General features: G+C 62.6%; 23 protein-coding genes. 7 read left to right on the forward strand and 16 right to left on the reverse strand.

Annotated elements, in window-relative coordinates:
• The first annotated feature begins 48 nt into the window (after positions 1-48).
• On the forward strand, positions 49-420 hold the full coding sequence (locus ACXYMS_RS03160; protein WP_458903583.1) for a DoxX family protein: 372 nt from the start codon (positions 49-51) through the stop codon (positions 418-420).
• Between the two features lie 56 nt (positions 421-476).
• Here the strand turns inward: ACXYMS_RS03160 and ACXYMS_RS03165 are convergent, their stop codons facing one another.
• Genes ACXYMS_RS03165 through ACXYMS_RS03185 form a run of 5 tightly spaced genes read right to left on the reverse strand, consistent with a single transcriptional unit; the run spans position 477 to position 3,420 of the window.
• Positions 477-1,262, reverse strand: a complete 786-nt coding sequence (locus ACXYMS_RS03165; RefSeq protein WP_458903585.1) for a sulfite exporter TauE/SafE family protein — start codon at positions 1,260-1,262, stop codon at positions 477-479.
• Between the two features lie 20 nt (positions 1,263-1,282).
• Complete coding sequence (locus ACXYMS_RS03170; RefSeq protein ID WP_458903587.1) at positions 1,283-1,606, reverse strand: protein tyrosine phosphatase family protein; 324 nt, start codon at positions 1,604-1,606, stop codon at positions 1,283-1,285.
• Positions 1,607-1,631: 25 nt separating this feature from the next.
• The gene (locus ACXYMS_RS03175) at positions 1,632-2,534 is read right to left on the reverse strand and encodes an MBL fold metallo-hydrolase (protein WP_458903589.1); all 903 of its coding nucleotides are present in this window, start codon (positions 2,532-2,534) and stop codon (positions 1,632-1,634) included.
• Between the two features lie 12 nt (positions 2,535-2,546).
• Positions 2,547-2,993, reverse strand: coding sequence for a DUF6691 family protein (locus tag ACXYMS_RS03180; protein WP_458903591.1), 447 nt, complete (start codon positions 2,991-2,993; stop codon positions 2,547-2,549).
• Between the two features lies 1 nt (position 2,994).
• A complete protein-coding gene (locus ACXYMS_RS03185) occupies positions 2,995-3,420 on the reverse strand; it encodes a YeeE/YedE family protein (RefSeq protein ID WP_458903592.1) in 426 nt (141 codons plus the stop codon).
• A 78-nt stretch (positions 3,421-3,498) separates the two neighbouring features.
• Between ACXYMS_RS03185 and ACXYMS_RS03190 the strand changes: the two genes are divergently transcribed.
• Positions 3,499-3,810 (forward strand): ArsR/SmtB family transcription factor, encoded by a 312-nt coding sequence (locus ACXYMS_RS03190; RefSeq protein WP_458903594.1) that lies wholly within the window; start codon positions 3,499-3,501, stop codon positions 3,808-3,810.
• A 9-nt stretch (positions 3,811-3,819) separates the two neighbouring features.
• Here ACXYMS_RS03190 and ACXYMS_RS03195 read toward each other — a convergent pair whose 3' ends face one another.
• The 5 genes from ACXYMS_RS03195 to ACXYMS_RS03215 all read right to left on the reverse strand — a co-directional run bounded on the left by ACXYMS_RS03195 (position 3,820) and on the right by ACXYMS_RS03215 (position 10,211).
• Positions 3,820-4,359: a hypothetical protein gene (locus tag ACXYMS_RS03195; protein WP_458903596.1), complete on the reverse strand. Its 540-nt coding sequence runs from the start codon at positions 4,357-4,359 to the stop codon at positions 3,820-3,822.
• Positions 4,326-7,139, reverse strand: a complete 2,814-nt coding sequence (locus tag ACXYMS_RS03200; protein ID WP_458903598.1) for a class I SAM-dependent DNA methyltransferase — start codon at positions 7,137-7,139, stop codon at positions 4,326-4,328. Before ACXYMS_RS03200 ends, ACXYMS_RS03195 begins: the two co-directional genes overlap by 34 nt.
• Positions 7,140-7,211: 72 nt before the next feature.
• Positions 7,212-8,525, reverse strand: coding sequence for a TRAP transporter large permease (locus ACXYMS_RS03205; RefSeq protein ID WP_458903600.1), 1,314 nt, complete (start codon positions 8,523-8,525; stop codon positions 7,212-7,214).
• 1 nt (position 8,526) lies between these two features.
• The gene (locus ACXYMS_RS03210; protein WP_458903602.1) at positions 8,527-9,108 is read right to left on the reverse strand and encodes a TRAP transporter small permease subunit; all 582 of its coding nucleotides are present in this window, start codon (positions 9,106-9,108) and stop codon (positions 8,527-8,529) included.
• Between the two features lie 77 nt (positions 9,109-9,185).
• Entirely contained in the window at positions 9,186-10,211 is a 1,026-nt protein-coding gene (locus tag ACXYMS_RS03215; RefSeq protein WP_458903604.1) for a TRAP transporter substrate-binding protein, read from the reverse strand.
• A gap of 211 nt (positions 10,212-10,422) precedes the next feature.
• On the opposite strand from ACXYMS_RS03215, the gene ACXYMS_RS03220 reads away from it, so the two are divergent.
• Both ACXYMS_RS03220 and ACXYMS_RS03225 read left to right on the forward strand, forming a co-directional pair.
• Positions 10,423-10,989 (forward strand): response regulator, encoded by a 567-nt coding sequence (locus ACXYMS_RS03220; protein WP_458903606.1) that lies wholly within the window; start codon positions 10,423-10,425, stop codon positions 10,987-10,989.
• The gene (locus ACXYMS_RS03225) at positions 10,979-11,479 is read left to right on the forward strand and encodes a hypothetical protein (RefSeq protein WP_458903607.1); all 501 of its coding nucleotides are present in this window, start codon (positions 10,979-10,981) and stop codon (positions 11,477-11,479) included. Before ACXYMS_RS03220 ends, ACXYMS_RS03225 begins: the two co-directional genes overlap by 11 nt.
• Positions 11,480-11,503: 24 nt before the next feature.
• Here ACXYMS_RS03225 and ACXYMS_RS03230 read toward each other — a convergent pair whose 3' ends face one another.
• Complete coding sequence (locus ACXYMS_RS03230; protein WP_458903609.1) at positions 11,504-11,878, reverse strand: hypothetical protein; 375 nt, start codon at positions 11,876-11,878, stop codon at positions 11,504-11,506.
• Between the two features lie 210 nt (positions 11,879-12,088).
• On the opposite strand from ACXYMS_RS03230, the gene ACXYMS_RS03235 reads away from it, so the two are divergent.
• From ACXYMS_RS03235 to ACXYMS_RS03245, 3 genes are all read left to right on the forward strand, one after another.
• Positions 12,089-13,069: a helix-turn-helix transcriptional regulator gene (locus tag ACXYMS_RS03235; protein WP_458903611.1), complete on the forward strand. Its 981-nt coding sequence runs from the start codon at positions 12,089-12,091 to the stop codon at positions 13,067-13,069.
• A 98-nt stretch (positions 13,070-13,167) separates the two neighbouring features.
• Positions 13,168-15,270 (forward strand): autotransporter domain-containing protein, encoded by a 2,103-nt coding sequence (locus ACXYMS_RS03240; protein ID WP_458903613.1) that lies wholly within the window; start codon positions 13,168-13,170, stop codon positions 15,268-15,270.
• Positions 15,270-15,788, forward strand: a complete 519-nt coding sequence (locus ACXYMS_RS03245) for a hypothetical protein (RefSeq protein ID WP_458903615.1) — start codon at positions 15,270-15,272, stop codon at positions 15,786-15,788. Before ACXYMS_RS03240 ends, ACXYMS_RS03245 begins: the two co-directional genes overlap by 1 nt.
• 73 nt (positions 15,789-15,861) lie before the next feature.
• Here ACXYMS_RS03245 and ACXYMS_RS03250 read toward each other — a convergent pair whose 3' ends face one another.
• The 5 genes from ACXYMS_RS03250 to ACXYMS_RS03270 form a co-directional block, all read right to left on the reverse strand.
• Positions 15,862-16,503, reverse strand: a complete 642-nt coding sequence (locus ACXYMS_RS03250; RefSeq protein WP_458903617.1) for an SH3 domain-containing protein — start codon at positions 16,501-16,503, stop codon at positions 15,862-15,864.
• A 165-nt stretch (positions 16,504-16,668) separates the two neighbouring features.
• On the reverse strand, positions 16,669-17,241 hold the full coding sequence (locus tag ACXYMS_RS03255) for a peptidase inhibitor family I36 protein (RefSeq protein ID WP_458903619.1): 573 nt from the start codon (positions 17,239-17,241) through the stop codon (positions 16,669-16,671).
• Positions 17,242-17,350: 109 nt separating this feature from the next.
• A complete protein-coding gene (locus ACXYMS_RS03260) occupies positions 17,351-18,016 on the reverse strand; it encodes an SH3 domain-containing protein (protein WP_458903621.1) in 666 nt (221 codons plus the stop codon).
• Positions 18,017-18,244: 228 nt separating this feature from the next.
• Complete coding sequence (locus ACXYMS_RS03265; protein WP_458903623.1) at positions 18,245-18,634, reverse strand: acyl-CoA thioesterase; 390 nt, start codon at positions 18,632-18,634, stop codon at positions 18,245-18,247.
• Between the two features lie 3 nt (positions 18,635-18,637).
• The gene (locus tag ACXYMS_RS03270) at positions 18,638-19,231 is read right to left on the reverse strand and encodes a thymidine kinase (protein WP_458903625.1); all 594 of its coding nucleotides are present in this window, start codon (positions 19,229-19,231) and stop codon (positions 18,638-18,640) included.
• Positions 19,232-19,426 lie beyond the last annotated feature (195 nt).

Genomic DNA, 19,426 nt, shown 5'->3' on the forward strand with positions numbered 1-19,426 from the left:
TCGCATGGGCAGAGGGCGGCGCGGTGCTGCCGGCACGGGTGTGACAAAATGAAAATTGCGGGTTGGGTCTTGAGCGGGTTGATCGGGCTGTTTCTGGCATTGGCTTCGGCACTGCCGAAGTTCATGGCGATCGAGGCGGCGCTGGAGCCACTGGAAGTGGTCGGCTGGCCGGTGAAGTATCTGCTGCTAATTGGCTGTATCGAGGTGGGGTGTGTGACCCTGTTTCTTATTCCGCGCACGGCATTGCTGGGCGCGGTGTTGACCACCGGATTGCTGGGGGCGGCATTGGCGGCAAACCTGCGGGTGGATAATCCGCTGTTCAGCCACACACTGTTCTCGATCTATCTCGGGGTCGCGGTGTGGGTGGCGCTGTGGCTGCGCGAGGAGAAGGTGCGGGCGGTGTTTCCGCTGGTGCGTTGAGCCCTCCTTTGCCACGTTTCCGAAGCGCGAAACCGGGGCCACTTTTGCTGGAAACGCTAGAAGATAGCGGGAAGCGTCCGCACGACCATGTAGAGCGCGACGAGCACAACGAGAGCTGCAAAGGCAGTGTTCAGAGCGCCCTTGCGGCTCGCCAGCGCGGTGGCTGCGCGGGTGCCGAGCTGACCGCCGAGGATGCCACCAAACACGAAGACAGCAGCTAGCGGCCAATCGACGAGGCCGGAAAAAGCGTAGCTCAGGGCGGCGGTGAGGCCGAAGGCGGTAACCGCGACCAGCGACGAGCCGACTGCATTGAGGATGGGCATGCCAGTGGAGGCGACGAGACCGGGGACGATAAGAAAACCGCCGCCGATGCCAAAGAACCCCGAGAAGGCGCCGGTTGCAGCACCATAGGCGATGACCTTGGGTGCCTTCTCGCGATTGCAGCGGGCGCCGGGAGTGCCCGGATCGTGGCGGCCCAAAAACATCAGGGTGCCGACAAGCAGCATCAGGGCCGCAAAGAAAAGCAGCAGCAGCTCACCATCAAGCGCCTTGCCGAGTAGGGAGCCGAAGAAGGCGCCGAGGATGCCGGCCGGGGTATAGACCAGGGCACAGCGCCACAACACATTGCCGCGCCGGGCATGCGTGATCAGATTGGTGGCGGCATTGGCGGCCACGGCAAAGGCGCTCGTGCCGATGGCGATGTGGGGTGCGGGGACGCCAACCACATAGACCATCAGCGGTACCGCCAGAATGGAGCCGCCGCCGCCGAAGAGGCCAAGGCTGAACCCGATCAGGCCGCCCGAGAGGGTTCCGAGCAGGTATTGAAGGGGTTCGAGCAACATTGGCCTGAAAATCCAGCAAGTTAGCGGGTGGCCTGGTAGAGGCTGCCGGCGCGGGCGCCGGAGCGGCAATAGCCCAGGATCGGACCGCCAGCTTCAGCCTCAGCCTGCTCAAAGCGGATCAACTGGCCTTCGCCCAAGGGGCCGGAGACCGGTATATGAAAAGCTTTCAGGCCAGCGGATTGTGCGGCAGCAGCAATCTCGGCGAAGGCCGGCTGATTGGGGTCTTCGTCGTCAGGGCGGGCACAGACGATGGCGGTGTAGCCCGCGGCCGCGATCTCGGGGATATCGCTAACCTGGATCTGCGGGCTGGTGGCGAACTGGTCGTTGACCTTGGTGATCTTCATCTGGGTGTTTCCTTTATGGTGTGGGTCAGAGGCCGTTGATGGGGACCTTGAGATAGGTCTTGCCATCGTCGTCCTTGGGGGGGAGTTGTCCCGCCCGCATGTTGACCTGCAGGGACGGAATGATGAGCTTGGGCATAGACAGGGTCTGGTCGCGTGCCTCGCGCATGGCGACGAAATCGTCCTCGCTGGTGCCGTGGCCCACATGGATGTTGTGGTCACGCTGTTCGGCCACCGTGCTTTCCCAGCGGATATCGCGACCATTGGGGCCGTAGTCGTGGCACATAAAGAGGCGCATCTCGCCTGGCAGGCTCAGCAGGCGCTGAATTGAGCGATAGAGGGTACGAGCGTCGCCGCCGGGGAAGTCGGCGCGGGCCGAGCCACCGTCGGGCATGAACAGGGTATCGCCAACAAAGACGGCGTCGCCAATGACATGGACCATGTCGGCGGGGGTGTGACCTGGGGTGAAGAGCGTGTGCGCGGTCAGGTTGCCGATCTGGTAGCTGTCGCCATCGGCAAACAGGCGGTCGAACTGGGAGCCGTCGCGCTGGAATTCGGTGCCCTCGTTGAACACCTTGCCGAAGGTGTCCTGCACCACACAGATCTGGTCGCCGATGCCCAGCTTGCCGCCCAGCTGTTGCTGGATATAGGGGGCGGCGGAGAGGTGATCGGCGTGGACATGGGTTTCGATCAGCCAGTGCAGCTGCCAGCCATGATCGCGGATATGGGCGATGATCCGGTCGGCGCCTTCATAGGCGATATGGCCGGAGGCATAGTCAAAATCCATGACGGAATCGATCACCGCGCAGGCATCGGATGACGGATCGCGCACGATATAACTGATGGTGTTGGTCGGCTCGTCGAAAAAGGCGACGACTTCGGGTTTGACCGAAAGCTCGGGCGTGAAGGGCAGGGGCTGGAAGGTCGACATGGGTAGATCCTCTCAGGTTCGGGGGGACGGATTGAGCGTTGGGGCAAATGAGCGGCGTAGGGCGTTGGTTGCCAGAATGCCGCCCACCAATGCGGCGAGGAAAAGTGGCACCTGCGGTTCGCCAAAACCGAGTGCGGGAATGGCGCCGCCTGGGCAGAAGCCGGAAATCCCCCAGCCGAGGCCAAACAGGGCCGCGCCGCCAACCAGGGGCAAGTCGATGTCGCGCTTGGTCGGCAGGTGGAAGCGGATGTCGAACAGCGGCGCAGTGCGGCGGAAGACCAGACGATAGCCGATGAAGGTGACGACCAGCGCGGAAACCATGACCAGCAGCAGGCTGGGATCCCAGGTGCCGAAGAGATCAAAGAAGTTGAGGACCTTGGCCGGATTGCTCATGCCGCCGATGATGATGCCGGTGCCAAAGACGAGGCCGATGAGAAGGCTGGTGGCGAGACGCAGCATGTCAGAAGCCTCCCAACAAGTGACGAATGACAAAGACGGTGGTGAAGGCCGTGGCCATGAAAGTGAGCGTGGCGACGGCAGAACGCGGCGAGAGGCGGGCATTGCCGCAGACGCCATGACCGCTGGTGCAGCCGCCGGAAAAGGTTACGCCAGCGCCGACGATGAGGCCGCTGACCAGCACGGCCCAGAGCGGCACATCGCTGGCGAAGGGCAGGGGCGCGCCACTGACCAGCCAGACGAACAGGGGAGCGGCGACCGCGCCGACGAGAAAAGCCAGACGCCAGGGGCGATCGCCTTTGACGAACAGGCCCGAGACAATACCGGTCATGCCGGCGACTCGGCCGTGCAGAGCCATCAGGGCGACGGAGGCGAGACCGATGAGGGTGCCGCCAGCAAGGGCGTGAAAAGGCGTGAATTCTGTTAGCATGATCCTTGAGGCGCTGTTGTCTGACCATAACGGCCAGGAGCAATATTGTGTTGCATCTAAATATTCGAATGTTCTAATATGTCAAGCATGGATATCACCGAACTTGAACCGCGGGCCGACGAGGCCGTGCAATTGCTCACCGCCATGGCCAACACCAAGCGGCTGCTGATCCTGTGCAATCTGCTCGAAGGGGAGCGCAGCGTGGGGGAACTGGCGGAGATCGTGGCGCTGGAGCAATCGCCGCTGTCACAGCATCTGTCCAAGCTGCGAGCGCTGGGTTTGGTCAAGACGCGGCGCGACGGGCAATCCATCCGCTATAGCCTGGCGTCAGACAATGTGCGGCAGGTGCTCGAAACGCTGTACGCGATTTATTGCGCACCGGCGGAATAGGGGCGGCGTTCAGGCTACCTGACGGAAGTGGAAGGTCTGGCCGCCATCGGGGGAGGCGAGATCGCCGAAGCGCACGGAGGCGCGCAGGGTGAGGGCGATTTCCTTTTCGACAGACTTGCCGCGCCGGAAACGGGCGGCGATGTCAGCGGCGGACACCGGGGCGGGGGCGCTGGCCAGAATGGCAAAAATCGCGGAGGTGCGGCGGCGGTCGTCTGTCGGGAAGGCGGGCTTGCCCTTGTCGGCCGGGGCGACCAGATCGAGCTGGCCTTTCTGCGCCTTCTGGGCGGCGGTGCCAAAGCGGGGGCGCTGATAATCGGGCCGCAGCCAGCGGACGTGGCCGGTGGCCTCCTCAGCGGCGCGTTGCTTGTTGAGGGCGACGAGGCGGGTGAGGATTTCGCCTTCGGAAAGCCCCTGCGGCCAGCCATAGGCCTTGAGCACGGCGGCGTCGAGCTCGTCGTGGAGTTCGCGGAGGATCAGGATGAGGGCGCGGGATTCGATATCCTCCTCACGCGGAGTCAGCGCCGTTCCGGCGCGCAGAGCCACCAGCACATTGTATATCTCGGTGAGGGTGATGTCGGGATGGTCGGCCTGGGCGCGCTTGCGGTGGGCGTCGAGGGCTTCGGCGATGCGGGCGATTTCGGACTTTTGGGTCTCGTCGGGATCGGGGAAGGGGAAGGGATCAAAGCACTGAGATTTGACGTATACCGGGCGGTCCTCCAGCAGGCCGCCTGTGGCGGTCGCCCAAGTTGCGTGTGACGATGAGTGTAACACCCCAAGATGAAATGCGTCTCCAGATGCAATAGCAACTTGGCGGTTTCGACGGTGGCAATGTAGCGGGGGAGGTTTTCGAGGGCGGGGCGTAAATCCTTGCGCGGCTCACCGAAAATCCACCATAAGCGCTTGTAGCTCTCACGGTTGTTAGCGTCGCGTTCGGGCTTAACCGCCTGCAATAGGTGTTGATAGACCCTTGGGTAGCGCTCGCGGACCTGCTCGGAGGTAAGGCCGAAAAGGTCGATGATCAAGACGCCTCTCGGGGTCGCCATAAGGTCGCGTCCATTGCGGTAGGGCCGGATATGGTTCTCGAGGCCGGGGCTTGTCCCAAGGCCGAGTTCGGCAGCGAGCGATGGATCGATGATGAAGCCAGAGCCGTGCAATTTCACGCCGGGTGAGCAAAGCCCAAAAGATGCGCGCAATTCGCGCGCCTGGGTGACGTCGGCACCGACGGTGAGATCGGCGTTCACCTTTCCGCTCTGGGCCACCAGTTCAATCTCGGGATTGTCCGTCTCCAATCCCGCCTCGCTGACGACTTCATAAAGAACACCCTCCCCGGGACCTGCCTGAACCACGGTCATGGCGATCCGCACGGCGGCGGCGTCGCGGCTGGCTTTGGTCCAGGGGTGGTCGGCAATCGCCATGATGATAGAGACGGGTCTGGTGTCGCTCAGGTGCCGTTCGATGACGCGTCGCTGGAAGACCTGGGTGATGGAATTGGTGGTGACGAGGCCGAAGCGGCGCAGAATGGTGTTTTTCGCCGTCAGCAGGGTGGCGGCGCGATCCCACCAATACATGACGAAATCGGCGCTGTCGTTCATCTTGGGATGGGCGGCCCAGAGCGCCTCGATATAGGCATCGCCCATGCGCGAGCGAATGTCCTTGCCACCAACAAACGGCGGGTTGCCGACGATGAAATCGGCCATGGGCCAATCGGGTTTGCGCGGGTTGGGATAGGTCTCCTGGCCGTCGACAATTTGGGGCAGCGGGTAGCCGTCCCACACCAGCACCGCGTCGCGACATTCGATATTGTGGAAGGCGCGCAGGATCGGCTCGGCGGGATGATCGCTGGTGGCGCGATAGTGGATTTGTAGATAGCCGATCCAGAGCACCAATTCGGCAATGGCGGCGGCGCGAGGATTGACTTCGAGCCCCAGGAACTGGTGCGGATCGACGGTGTGACCGGCCAGCGCCAGGCTCGCCTGACCGCCCATGGAGACCAGCGCGTCGATGACTTCGTCCTCAAGCTGCTTGATCAGTTCCATGGCGACATAGAGGAAATTGCCGGTGCCGCAGGCCGGGTCGAGCACGCGCGTGAGGCAGAGCTGGTTGTGGAAATCGGAGACGGTGTCTATTGCCTCCTCGCGCCGGCCCTCGGCCATGAGCTTTTCGGCGGTGACGGCAGCATCGCGCCAGTCGGCGCGTAGCGGCTCCATTATGGTGGGAATAACCAGCCGCTCGACATAGGCGCGGGGCGTATAATGGGCGCCCAGCTTCGAGCGCTCCCTGGGGTTCAGCGCGCCTTCGAGCAGGGAGCCGAAAATGGCCGGTTCGACATCGCGCCACTCCTTGCCGGCAGCCATGAGCAATTCGCCGATCTCCTCGCGCTGCAGGTCGAGCACGACGGGATTGCGGAAGAACTCGCCATTGAACTTTTTGACCTGCGCCTCGATGGCAAAGGCGAAGTCACCAGTGTTCATGGCGGCCCAGAGCTGGCTGACCATGGGTTTGAACTTCTGCGGATCGGCGGCGCATTTTTGCAGCACCTGCTGAAAGCTGCCCTTGGGCAGCAGTTCCACATCCTCGGCGAACATGGTGAAAAGGCAGCGCATAAGAAATTGCGCGACAAGCTCGGGATCAAGGCCACGCGCTTCGAGCAGGCGGGTGACATTGGCGAGGCGTTCGGCGACCTCGCGCGTGGCGCGGGCGGCCTTTTTCGTGGGGTCGAGTGACGCCGGGTCGGTCCAGATCAGCCGGAGCCGTTCGCGGACGTCGTCTTTGCGCAAATCCTCGAGATAGATGCGGAAGCCCTGGCGGTCGGGGAACTGGGTGTAGTTGCGGCCCTTGCCGGTGAAGTCGGCAAAAATCTCGAAGGCGTGGCCGACATCGCAGACTATGATGAAGGGTGGCCATTCGTGGTTTTCGGGCAGGGCGCGGGCATAATCCTCCGCCTGACGCCGGGCATTGAGCATCAGGATGTCCCAATTGCGGCTGGCGGAGCGGCGGCCCGCAGGGGCTGCGCTGGGCGCGAACAGTTCTTCCTGTCCGGCAATAGCCTTGCCGCCGCCTTTCTGGCGGGACTGCTTGGCTTCGAGCACGAAATGGCCGCGCTTGTAGAGATCGATGCGCCCATGGCCGATCTTGTTGCCGGCTTCCTTAAAGGATACCGCGCGCTCAAAGACATAGTCATTGGCAGTGTGTTCGGCGGAGGCGGGCTGGGGCGGTTCGACGTCGAGCAGGCCGCACAGTTCGGTGAGGAACAGCGCATAATTGGCACGCTCGGCGCCGCCGGTCTGGCCCTGCCAGCGGGCGATGAAGTTTTCGACTGCTGCTGTCACTCATGCCCCCAACGGGCGCAAATTAGCGGGCATGAGTGCATTTGCAAGCAGTTTAGCCATTGACCCCCTTGGTCAATTCACCGCCCAGGTGGCGATCGGCGGGAAGAACAGCAGGATGGCCAGCACGGTTAGCTGCAGTGCAATGAAGGGCAGGAGCGCCGTGTAGATGTGCTTGAGGGTGATTTGCCTGGGCGCCACACTTTTAAGATAGAAAGCTGCAGGGCCGAAGGGAGGCGTGAGGTAAGAAACCTGCATGTTCACCGCAAACAGGATGCCGAACCAGATCGGGTCGTAGCCGAGCTGGATGACGATGGGCACGAAGATCGGCAGGGTCAGCAGGGCAATGCCGATCCAGTCGAGGAACATGCCCAAGACCAACAGAATCAGCATCATCACCATGATGATGACGACCGGTGGCGCATCGATGCCGAGGATGGCGCTCGATACGAAGCGATTGCCACCCATCAGATTGTAGACTCCAACGAGAACTGCGGCGGCGATACCGATCCAGATGATCATGCCGCAGGTCTCAAGCGTATGGACGAGGCTCGCCTGGAGCATCTTGAGGTTCAGTTCGCGCCGCAGCAGGGAGATCAGCAGGACGGCGGAGACGCCCAACGCGGCCGCTTCGGTGATAGAGGCGACGCCGCCATAGATCGAGCCCAGAACGGCCACGACGATTAAGAGCGGGGCGGCAAGCGAACGCAAGGCGCTGCCCAGGGACTCCTCAGCCAGTTCCTCGCGCGACATGGGCGGGCCCATGGCCGGGTTGCGCAGGCAGATGAACAGCACGTAGGCCACGTAAAAGGCGAGCAGCAGCAGGGCCGGGGTGATTGCGGCGACGAACAGATCGGCGATCGAAACGCTAGCGACCAGACCATAGATAATCAGCACGATGGACGGCGGCATCATTGTGCCCAGCGAGCCGCCGGCGACGACGACGCCGATGGAGAGGTTTCGGTCGTAGCCGAGGCGCAGCATCTGCGGCAAAGCGAGAATACCAAGCAGCACGATTTCGCCGCCGATAACACCGGACATAGCGGCCATCAAGATGGCCACGATCAGAGTCTGCACGGCGACGCCGCCGGGGAGGCGCCCGGCGAGAATACGCATGCCGCGGAACAGGTCGCGGGCGATGCCCGAGCGGTCCAACAGGGCAGCCATGAGAATGAACATGGGGATGGCAACGAGCGAATACTCGGTAATGAAGCCGAAAATGCGCGAGGTCACCAATGGCAGGGCAGAGCCGCCAAACCAGCCGAAGGTGAAGATGAGGGCGATCAGACCCGTGACCCAGGCCAGGGGCAGGCCGGTGAGCAGCAGGAGAAAAATGCTGCCGACCAGAACATAGGAGCCGAGCTCGATACCGAGACCGCTGAGACCCATTTCAGTGCTCCCCGGAGCTGTTGTCGACCGGAGCGGCCGGCTTGCGCCTGATGGCGTCGATGAGATGGAGCAGCGTCTGGATGAACATAACGCCGACGCAGATCAGCACCAGCACCTTCAGCATGGCTGGCGTCGGCGGGTTCCAGGCGGTGCCTGTGCCTTCAAGGCGGAATTCGCCGGAAGGGGTAAAGGTGGCCTTGGACGACATGATCCAGGCGGCATATGACAGGCCGGCAAAAAAGATCAACGCCAGAATGGAATTGACGATGTCCAACCGGCGGCGGCCCCTGGGGGAGACGCTGTCATAGAACATGCGCACGCGAATGTGCTTGTCGCGGGCAAGGGCGATGGGACCGCCGACGAGAAAGATGGCAGCGATGAGAAAGGTGGTCGTCTCGTGCGCCCAGAAGGTGGGACTATCGAAAAGGTAGCGCGAGATGACTTCGAAGACGGTGACCACGAAAGCCAGGAAGATCGCCCAGGCGAAAATCCTGGTGGCGCCGGTCACGGCTCGGTCAAGACCTGTGCGGATCTCGGCGTCGTCCTGGTCTGCCTGGGCAGCTATCTCGGGATCCTCAGACATCCGGCGTCTCCTGATGCGCGATGAGGCGTCCGGCAGCGGTCTGCCGGACGCGGGTCATGTTTGGGCGGCTTGCCTGTCTAGAGCAGGTTGCGACCTTCGAGATAGGCGATGACGGCGTCGTAATAGCGCTGGGTCATGTCGCTGCGGCCGGCCCAGTTCTGCCATTCTTCCTGCGCGATGCGACGGAACTTGGCGCGTTCGTCACCCGACCAGTTGATGATCTCGATATCCGGGTTGGCTTTGGCTTCAGCCACGGCCTCGGCATCGAGCATGCGCACCGAATAGACGTGGTCGAAGATGAACTGGTCGACCGACGCTGTCAGGATAGCCTGAAGATCCTCGGGCAGGCCGTCCCAGATTTCCTTGTTTATCGAAATATCGATCAGCGGCAGCGAGTGGAAACCGGGATAGAGCGGGTATGGGGCAATATCGTTCATGCCCAGCGCCTGGTTGGTGGCGAAGACCGTGTTGTCGGCCGCGTCAACCACGCCCTTGTCGAGTGCCGAGAAGATTTCCGAGCCGGGCAGGGCCACCGGGGCAGCGCCGGCCTTGGAGAAGATTTCAAAGACCATGCCTTCCGGGGCACGCAGTTTGACACCCTGGAGGTCTTCCACGGTGCGAATCGGGACGCCGGCGACAAAGGCCTCCGGCTCGGTCGCGGCAGCGCCGATGAAGTGAACGCCATAGGGCTCGACGAGTTCGGCATAAAGCTCATGGCCACCGCCGGACTGCATGAAGCCAAGCAGTTCGAACGGATCGCTCCAGGCGCCGACAAGATTGCCCATCATGGCGAATGCAGGATCGCGACCAGAGAAATAACTCGGATCGGTGAGGTGGCCCTGAAGGATGCCGGTGCCGACCGCCTCAAGCGTGTCGGTATGCGGGACCACGGCGCCGATGGGCAGAATCTCGATTTCGATTCGGCCACCGGACAGTGTGCCGACATTCTCGGCCCACTTGGTCTTGTTGACAAAGCCGGGTTCGCCGGCGGTTTCAGAAGTCTGAAAAGTCCAGTTATAATCGGCAGCGAGTGCAACGCCACAAAGCATCAGGGCCGCTGCGGCAGACGCAGTCGTCCCCACTATGAACTTGGCAAAAATCACGGTGTCCTCCCAATTCGGTTCTTGTTTTTCGTGTAGGTGCCGCAGAAGCGCACTCTGGACGTCTGCGACACTTGACCACGAGTGTGCACGTATCCACGCTGCGATCAACTACACGTATTGATGGCTGTGGAGGACGCGCTGATCTTTCATGTGCGAAACCCGCTGTCGCGCTTAAGGGAGTGTCAGCAGTTTTCCGCTAGGCATTGCCCTCATGGCGCTCAAGTTCGCGGAAGACTCGGTCAATCTCTCGGAAATCGGCTTTCTGGTAGCCGATCCAAGCGATTTGTATCGCGAATTGTTCAGGCGGCTGCTGTTCGGCTTCGGGGCTAAGACCGTGCTTGAGGCGGCCGAAGGGCAGACGGCGATGCGATTGATGGGCGATCGGGAGGTGGATTTCCTGATCTGCGCCGTGGATCTGCCCGGTCCGGGCAGGGAGCGCAAGATGGGCAGTGGGGTCGATTTCGTCCGCGCCATCCGGCTCGATACCAAGCATCCCAGGCGCGCCATTCCGATGGTGATCACCATGGGCACGGCCCGACGCATCAGTGTCGGCCAGGCCCGCGACAGCGGCGCCAATTTCGTGATGTCCAAGCCGGTAGCGCCTTCGGTGCTCTATGACCGCATCAACTGGATCGCGCGCAAGCCGCGCCCTTTCTGGGAGAGCGAGAGCTATTTTGGTCCCGACCGGCGCTTCCGCGAGGAAGAGTATGACGGCGTACCCAAGCGGCGACAGGGCGACGCCGATACTATTGCCCTGGAGGATGCCGATGCCGAGTGAGGAAAATGGCCGACTGGTTACGGTCAAGACCAAGTTCCATCGCGAGGCCGTCCGACCCGGCGGCATCAATCGCAGCGGCGCCAACATGGCGTCGGACCGCTCCGTCAAGGCGCTCAAGGCCGAAGTCGAGCAGCAGATCGAAATCGCGGTCGCGCCGCTGGTGGCGCTGTTGCGCAACTGGAATGCGGCCGATGCCGGCAAGGGATGCGAATGGGCGGCGCTCGCCCGCGATCTGGCGGGACTTGCGGGCCTACACCTTCTTACGGAAGTCGCCATGCACAGTTTCGACTGTCTCGACGCAGTGCTGATCGACGGGGTGGAGATGCGGCCCGACGAGGCCTCCGTCTATGCCGATGCCCTGGTCTTTGCGCAACTGGACCTGTGTCGGGGCGGCGACCTGGAGCCCTACAAGGCGCTGCTCAAGGATCTCGAGAAACTGACAAGCCGGGTAATCAGCCGTGCGGCGCCGGTCGCGGCGGCGGCGCGCTGACCGGAGCCAGCGCGCCAATTCGGTTCAATTGCGCGCGGGCATGAAGACGATGACGGCAAACAGCAGCACTCCGACAAAAGTGATGATGGAGGCCGCCGCGACGACGGGCACCAGGGCAGTGTTGCCTTCAAGCATGAGATAGAGCGACACGCTCATCACGATGACGCCCAGGACATAGACCCCATATTGCAGGCGTGGCAGCAGCCCTGCCGCCTTGGCCGGATTCAACGCCAGATAGGTGCCGAACAGGGCGCTGGTGACCCAGCCGAGCAGGTTGATATGGGCATGTGCGCCGATAACGGCCCGATTGCCGCTCATGGACATGTAGATGCCGACGCAAATGCCGACAATCAGGAAGAGTATCGCCGTGCGGAAATAAAGATTCGCCAGATTTGGCATATTGACAGTTCCCCCAAAGGTGCGGCGAGGGCCAGTGCGGAGACTCGGCGCACGGCGGCAATTTATGCTTGCTGCAAAAAAGCGAAAGAGGGATTTGTATTCGCTTCGTGCGCGAGCAAGGTATTGTGTTGTCCGGCGCGCAATATGGTAAGTCGTGGACAGTGCACAAAAACAGCATAGTTTTTCCGACCTGCCAACATTGAGGGATCCATGGCTGACTGGTTGTTCTCAAGCGGCAATTGCGCGATGTCCTATGACTTCGCCGAGATGGAACAGGTCAGGTTTCGGCGTGGGGCGGTCCGTGCCTATCTAGCGGAAACTCCCATCCTGCCCGGCATATGGCTCTATCGTGGAGAAGCAAACGGGCAGAGCCAGTTCGGCATCGGCGTCGAGGGTGGCGGGGCCGAGGGTGGACGCCTGATCCTGGGATCGATGCTGGCCAGCCGAGGGCTGGTCAATATGGAAGGCTGCGATGACCAGCATTGGCGCGACGATGGAAGGTTCTATGTACTCTCCCCCACCGAGCGCCGCGTACGCTATGAAATCGATGCGGAGCGCGGGTGGCGCCTGGTGGCCATACGGCTCGAGGCGCGGGCGCTGGACCTTCTGGGAAGCGACGGCGTGATCCCTGACGTGGCCAGGCAGGTGCTTGAGGGGACAAGGGACGATCTGTCCGATATGGCTCCGCTGCCCAGTGCACTGCGATCGCTAGGGCACACATTGCTGCGTTCTCCCTATGAGGGGCCGATGCAGACCCTGTTCCGGCAATCCAAGGTGCTTGAAATGCTGGCGCATCAGTTCTCCGCCTTTGGCGGCGTGAACGAGGGGCAGCGGCTCAATGCGCGGGAGCTCGTCAAGGTGCGGGCGGCGCGGGACCGGCTGCTGTCCGATCTGCGCGATCCGCCTGACCTCGAAACGCTGGCGCGGGAGGTGGGGCTTGCCGCCAAACGCCTCAATCGGGGCTTTCGGGAACTTTATGGAACGACTGTTTTCACCTATCTGCGGGACGCGCGGCTGGACGCGGCGCGCAGGGCGCTGGAGGCGGGGACACCGCTGCCGCTCAAGCAACTGGCCTGGGAGCTGGGCTATGGCCAGGTGAGCAATTTCGTGACCGCATTCCGGCGTCGGTTCGGCGTCACGCCGGGAAGCTATCGTGTTGAGAGTGAACACGATTATGCGCGTAGGGAATGATTATGCCTGAACGCCCCATGCGTTGAGATAGGTTATCGAGTCTCCTAGTTCGCAAAGCCGGTCCCTGTGGGCCGGCTTTCTGCTTTCGGGAGATTTTCATGACTGAGCGGGCATTTGGAATACGGAAACAGCGGAACGAGGGGCGTTGGCTGCTGGCCGGCATTCTGATGGCGACTACGGCGATGATCATGACCCCGAAAGCAGAGGCGCAGGATGCGGGGGTTACCCTATGGGATTGGAGCATTGTCGGTGTCAGTGGCGACGGCCGGACCTATCTCGGCAATGGTCCCACCTCGGCATATATCGCCAATATCAATGGTGACGAGCTGCAATTGCCCGACCCGGTAGGGGTGATGATGGAGGCCCGTGCCATCAATCGCACGGGCAATGTCGTCGTTGGACAATTTTTCGACGGCTCAAGCGCACGGGCATTTCGGTTTGTCGGCGACACGTCGGGAGGGGTGACAACTGACCTCGGGACCCTCACCCCCCTGATCGGTTCCGCGTCGAGCCGTGCGCATGGCGTGGCCGATTCCGGCGGACGTGTCGTGGGCGAAGCGGCCTGGCAAGGCAATCAGCGCGGCTTCGTGTGGATCGAGGGTGCAACGGGCGGCGTGGCGGGCAATGAACAGATGTATGCGCTGGACGGTTTGTCCGGCGGCTACGACCGCACCGGTGCCCTGGGGATTTCCGGCGATGGCGCCTATGCCGTTGGGTGGAGCGATGGCGCTGGCTTTGCCCGGCAGGCCGCGCGTTGGGACTTGAGCAGCCTTGGCGCGGGGGGAGCGGCCAGTGTCGAAAACCTGGGGTCGCTGACCGGCATGGTTGGTTACTCCTTTGCGAGATCAGTGTCAGGTGACGGAAGCGTTGTGGTGGGGGAGGCTGAGGACGCCGATGGCCGCACGCGTGCCTTCCGTTGGCGTGAAGGCGCCACGAATGGCGTGTCGGACAATGTGCAAATGCTCGATCTGGGCGACCTTGGAGGGCAGAGCGCAACCGCAGAAGCTGTTTCGCGCGACGGGCGCTGGGTCGTCGGAATGGCCGAGACCGAAGATGCCTATGATCACGCGTTCCGCTGGTCTGAAGATGCCGGCATGGAGTCGGTGGCGGCTTGGCTCGATAGACATGGTGTGTCCACGGCGGGATATGTGCTGCAGACCGCGAAAGGAATTTCCGACGACGGCAATGTGGTGGTCGGGCACATGTATGGCGAGCACCGCGAAGGGGGCGGATACCTGGCGCGAGCCGTGAGCGGCTCGGGCGGCGGGCTGATGAACATCGAGGAATATCACCAGACCCTCTATTCGGCCGCCGGCATTGCCAATACCGGGGAATTCCTGACCTGGCTGCCGATGAATGGGGCGCATCACCGGCCGCTGACGCTGACGCCAGACCTGAGCGGGGATATGTGTGCCTGGGCGACGGGGGACTTTGCGCATCATGGCGCGTCGTCCACCGGGCTGGCGCTTGCAGAGATCGGCGCTTGTACCGATCTGGCTGGCGGCAATGTGCGGGTTGGCGGGGCGATGGGCACTACCGGATCGTGGCAGGATCTGGCACTGGGCGGGTCGGCGCGGATGCAAGGGCAATATGTGCTCAGCGAGATCGACTGGCAGCCCGATGGCACGCCGCTGCTGCTGAGCCTGACCGGTATGCTGGGAACCTACAAGGCCAATATCGACCGGGCTTATTCCAACGGCGCGGCGACGGCGATATCCAGTGGCGAGACCAATGCTTTTGGCGGCGTGGTGCGGCTGCGGGCGGACTGGCTGGAGGCTGCCGTGATCGGCAATACCAGCATCAATCCCTATGCCTCTCTGGGCTTTGGCGGCATGCGTGTGAATGGCTATAGCGAGAGCGGCGGACCGTTCCCAGCGGTATTCAATGCGCAAACGACGAGCCATGCCGACATCCGCCTGGGCGTGACGGCGGTGACCGAACTCTCGGCCCAGACCAAGCTGTCGACCACGCTTGAGGTGGCGCACCGCACCGGCACCGCAGCGGCAGCGACCGGGACCGTGTCGGGGCTGTTCGATTTCTCGCTGGGCGGGGGCAGCTACTCCCAGACCTGGGCGCGGGTGGGCGCAGAGCTCGACCACTCGCTTAACGACAATCTTTCGCTTTCGACTTCAATTCACCTGGCGAGCAACGGCCGCGATCCGTCCATTACCGCATCCGCCGGTATCAAGGGAGCGTTCTGATGATGCGAAACCTTATCCACGCAGCCTTCCTGTCCATGGCGGTCGGCCTGGCCTCGTCGAGCCTGGCCTTTCTGGTGGCGACCTCGCCGGTTCTGGCGCTGGAGCCAAGTGAAGCGGAGACCGTGGTATCGATCATGGAGTCGCTAGTCGTCGAGATGGGCGAAGGCATGACAGTCGATGCTGCGGATATTTTCTATGACTATGACTCGCTGGGCGCCTCGCTGATTCCGGCGGCGGGCTTCGACCTGGCGAGCTGGAGCGCGGCCTATGACGCGGTGGCGTCGGGCTATATGGCGTCGATGCCGCAGAGCGAGTTCGACGCGGTATTCGAGGAGCCGCTGGCCCAGCTCGAAGCTGCGGAACTGCCCGAGGATCAGAAGGCGATGATCCGCGAGCATGTGGACATGCTGATCGCAGAGGCACAGGCGGTACGCCTGTCCGGCATGCCTCATGTCGAGGTCCTGCGGCCCTTCGAAGACCGGCTCTACGCGCTGTTCCACGGCGCGTTTGACGAATAGGTCTGATACGATCTCGCGTGGAAGAAAAGGCGCCGTCCAGTGGACGGCGCCTTCTTGCATCAGGGGCGAGCGATCAGAACACCTGATAGCTGGATATCTGGTTGTTGAAGAGGCCCAGGCTGGGCTTGTCGGAAGAGAAGGTGCTGCAGGCGCCGGTATAGACGTTGCCCATGCAGACGGTGACCTCGGCGCCGCCCTCCAGGCGAATGGACGAGATAGAGTCGTTCCAGCCGCCGGGCAGGCTCGGATCGTCGGTGCCCGCTGGAACGCAGAACTGCGTGCTGGTGAAATTTGGACCCTTGAAGAAGCATACCTCCGCCGGAGTTACCGGTGCCGGGGGCGGAGCCGGCGGGGGCGCGTCGCCGATGCCGAATGAGAAGGTCGGGCCGCCGGGGCCCACACTCATACCGAAGTTGATCGGAATGTCATCGTTTCCGTCGTTGCCGCCACCGCCCTCATAGGCGGCCAGGTAATTCTTGGAGACCCAGCCATCGGTGCCGCCGTCGCGGTCGACGAAGCACCAGGAGCCCTGGCATTGCTTGACGTCGACGACTTCGCCCGAGGGCAGGGTGCCGACCTTGGCATAGCCGGTGCCGGGACCGGTGCGGACATTGACAGTGCCGGTGGCGATACCCGGCGCGGCCGATGCGGCCAGGGTGGTGAGCATGGTGATGGCAGCCAGACTGGTGCCGAAAGTGATGCGCTTGTTGATCATTTTGTTTCCCTCATCTTGTGTGACGAACCGCCCAAGGCCGTCCGTTTCTGAGGGCTATAAGGCGCCTGCGGCGCTGAACCGGCGCTGAATGCCGCGTTTAGGCACGCGCCGCGGAGCGCCCGGAAACCGGGGGCTTCGGCCTGTCCAAGCTGAACGGGGGTGGGCTCAGTAGATGCGGATGGAGGAAAGATTGCGCGCCAGCAGAGGATCGAGCATGGGCTGGCTGGAAGCGATGCGCTCGCAATAGGACTGGAAGTCGCGGTCCCGGCAGATGGCGGCGCTGGTGGCGGTGATCACCTCGATCGAGGCGATGCGATTGTCCCAGCCCCAGGTTGCCAGGTCGATGAAAACTTCGCCCGTGCCGGCGCAGAACGAACGGCCGGTAAAATTGGCGCCCTCATAGAAGCAGAGCTGGCCACCGGCGAGGTCGGGCCATTCATTATCGCTATCCAGGAGTGGCCAGTGTGGGTTCTTGCCGAAGTCGACAGCGCCATTGCCGGTCCAGCCACGGCCGCCCGGGCCATCGACCACGCACCAGATATTCTGGCAGCGCAGGATTTTTATGGCAGCATCAGCCGGTATTTCGCCGGTGACGGCGTATTGCTCGCCGGGGCCGTCGCGCAGGACCAGCGTTTCGCGGCTCCAGCCATGGCTACCGGCTTCCGAACCTGAGAGGGCCGGCGTAGCGGGCGACAGGCAAAGTGCAAGGGCCAGTCCAAGGGCGAGAAGCGAGCGCATCGGTAATATCCACCTTTAAGAATGGCCGGAGGTTAGCGCGGCACGCTGGCAGATGCAAAGCAAAGCGCCGCCCCGAGGGACGGCGCAACATGCTGGTCTGGTGCGGCTATTAGCGAACGCGGATCGAGGCGATGTAGTCATCATAATCGCCCAGCGACGAGGCGCCGGTGGTATAGACGCGGCAGGAGCGAAAATTGGGCTGCGAGCAGACCTGGACTTCAAGGCCCTCGGCATTGTCGAAGGAGGAAATCCGGTCGGTCCAGCCGCCAAGATCGCGCACGGCTTCGCCCTGTTCCATGCAGAAACTGTCGCCACGGAAACGGGTGCGGTCGTAGAAGCAGACCTCGTCATATACCGGCTGAATCACCGGCGGACGTGGGCCGGGACGCGGCGGCTGCTGAGGCTGGTCACCAATGCCAATGCTGATCTGCGGGCCATTGGGGCCGCCGATGGTGAAGCCGAAGCTGAGGTTGGGATTGGATGGGTTGACCGGGCGGCCGCTGGCATTGAGATAGCTGGCAGAGACCCAACCATCCGGACCAGGCTTGGTGATGTAGCACCACGAGCCCTGGCAGCGCTGCACATCGACCTGCTGGCCAGTGCGGGCAACGTCGACAACGCCATAATTGGTGCCCGGGCCGGAGCGGACATTGACATTGCCAGTCACGGTGCCGGGGGCCGCTTGAGCGGCTGGCAGAAAGACAACAACGGCAGCGGCCGCAACTGCTACGCCGGTGGCCAAGTTGAGAAGTTTTCTACGAGTCTGACGATGCATGACGTGCTCCCTCCGGCTCGGTTTTTCCGGTCCCGGACATCCGGGACGACGCTTTTCGGCAACCAAGCCAATTGTTGATGACTCCAGAAACGGAGTCGATGTGCAAAGAGTTCCGGCGATGCGATTTGGAGATGACGGTTGATATCGCCCCAAGGCACCGACAGGCGCTTTCAATACAAGTAATCAGAGCCAGCCTGAACGCAGGCTGAACAGATTGCCAGGTTTGGGTCAGTCCGCGGGGATGGGGCGCTTCTCGCCGTTTTCGTCGAGCGAGACATAGATGAAGCGCGCCTCGGTGACCTTGGTGCGGTCGGCCAGCCGGTTGCGGCGTACCCAGGCCTCAAGGCCCACGGTGATGGAGGTGGTGCCAACCCGCTGGATTTCAGTATAGACGCAGAGCACGTCACCGACCTTGACCGGGGCGATGAAGGTCATGGAATCGACGGCTACGGTGACGACGCGGCCCTTGACGCGTTCGACGGCGGCGATGGCGCCGGCAATATCCATCTGGCTCATCACCCAGCCGCCGAAGATGTCGCCGGCGGGGTTGGTATCGGCGGGCATGGCGAGGGTGCGGATGGTCAGCGCGCCGCTGGGCTCGGTGTTGTCGGTGTGCATGGTTCAGGGTCCCTTCACAGGCCAGCGGCCCACGGCCTCTTCCCAATGCTTCCGGCACAGGGACAGATAGACGGATTTTTCGATGGAGACCTGGTCCCCATTGGTCAGCACACGGCCCGACATGTCCTGGCGCACCACCATGGTGGCCTTGGATCCGCAGGTGCAGATGGTGCGGATTTCACGCAGTGTATCGGCTACGGCGAGCAATTCCATCGAGCCGGGAAACAACTTGCCCTGGAAATCAGTGCGCAGGCCATAGCACATGACCGGGATGCCCAAGCGGTCGGAGACGCGGGCAAGTTGCCAGACCTGATCGCGGGTAAGGAACTGGGCTTCGTCGACAAAGACGCAATCGACCTTGGATTCTTCGTCATGGTCGCGGACCGACTGATAGAGATCGTCGCCGGCCGCGTAGAGTTCGGCTGGCTCTGCGATGCCGATGCGGGAGGTAATCAGCCCCTCGCCATCTTGGGCGTAAAGCGCCGAGGTGAACAGCAGAGGGCGCATGCCGCGTTCGCGATAATTATAGGCGGCCTGCAGCAGCAGGGTGGACTTGCCGGCGTTCATCGCCGCGTAGGAGAAATAGAGCTTGGCCATGGTCGCGCCCGAAAGTTCGGTTTCTGTTGTGACCCAGGGCGCGGGCGGGTGCGAGGCATAATGCGGACCGCTCCACAAAAAAAGAGGCCGCCCGCAGGCGGCCAGGACCGAAAAGGATCGGTCCGGAAAGCGCGGGGTTGGCGGACCGGGCTTTCCAATGCCGGCGCGGCGTTGGGGACGCGGGGCGGGCACATC

The sequence above is a fragment of the Devosia sp. CAU 1758 genome (assembly GCF_054482695.1).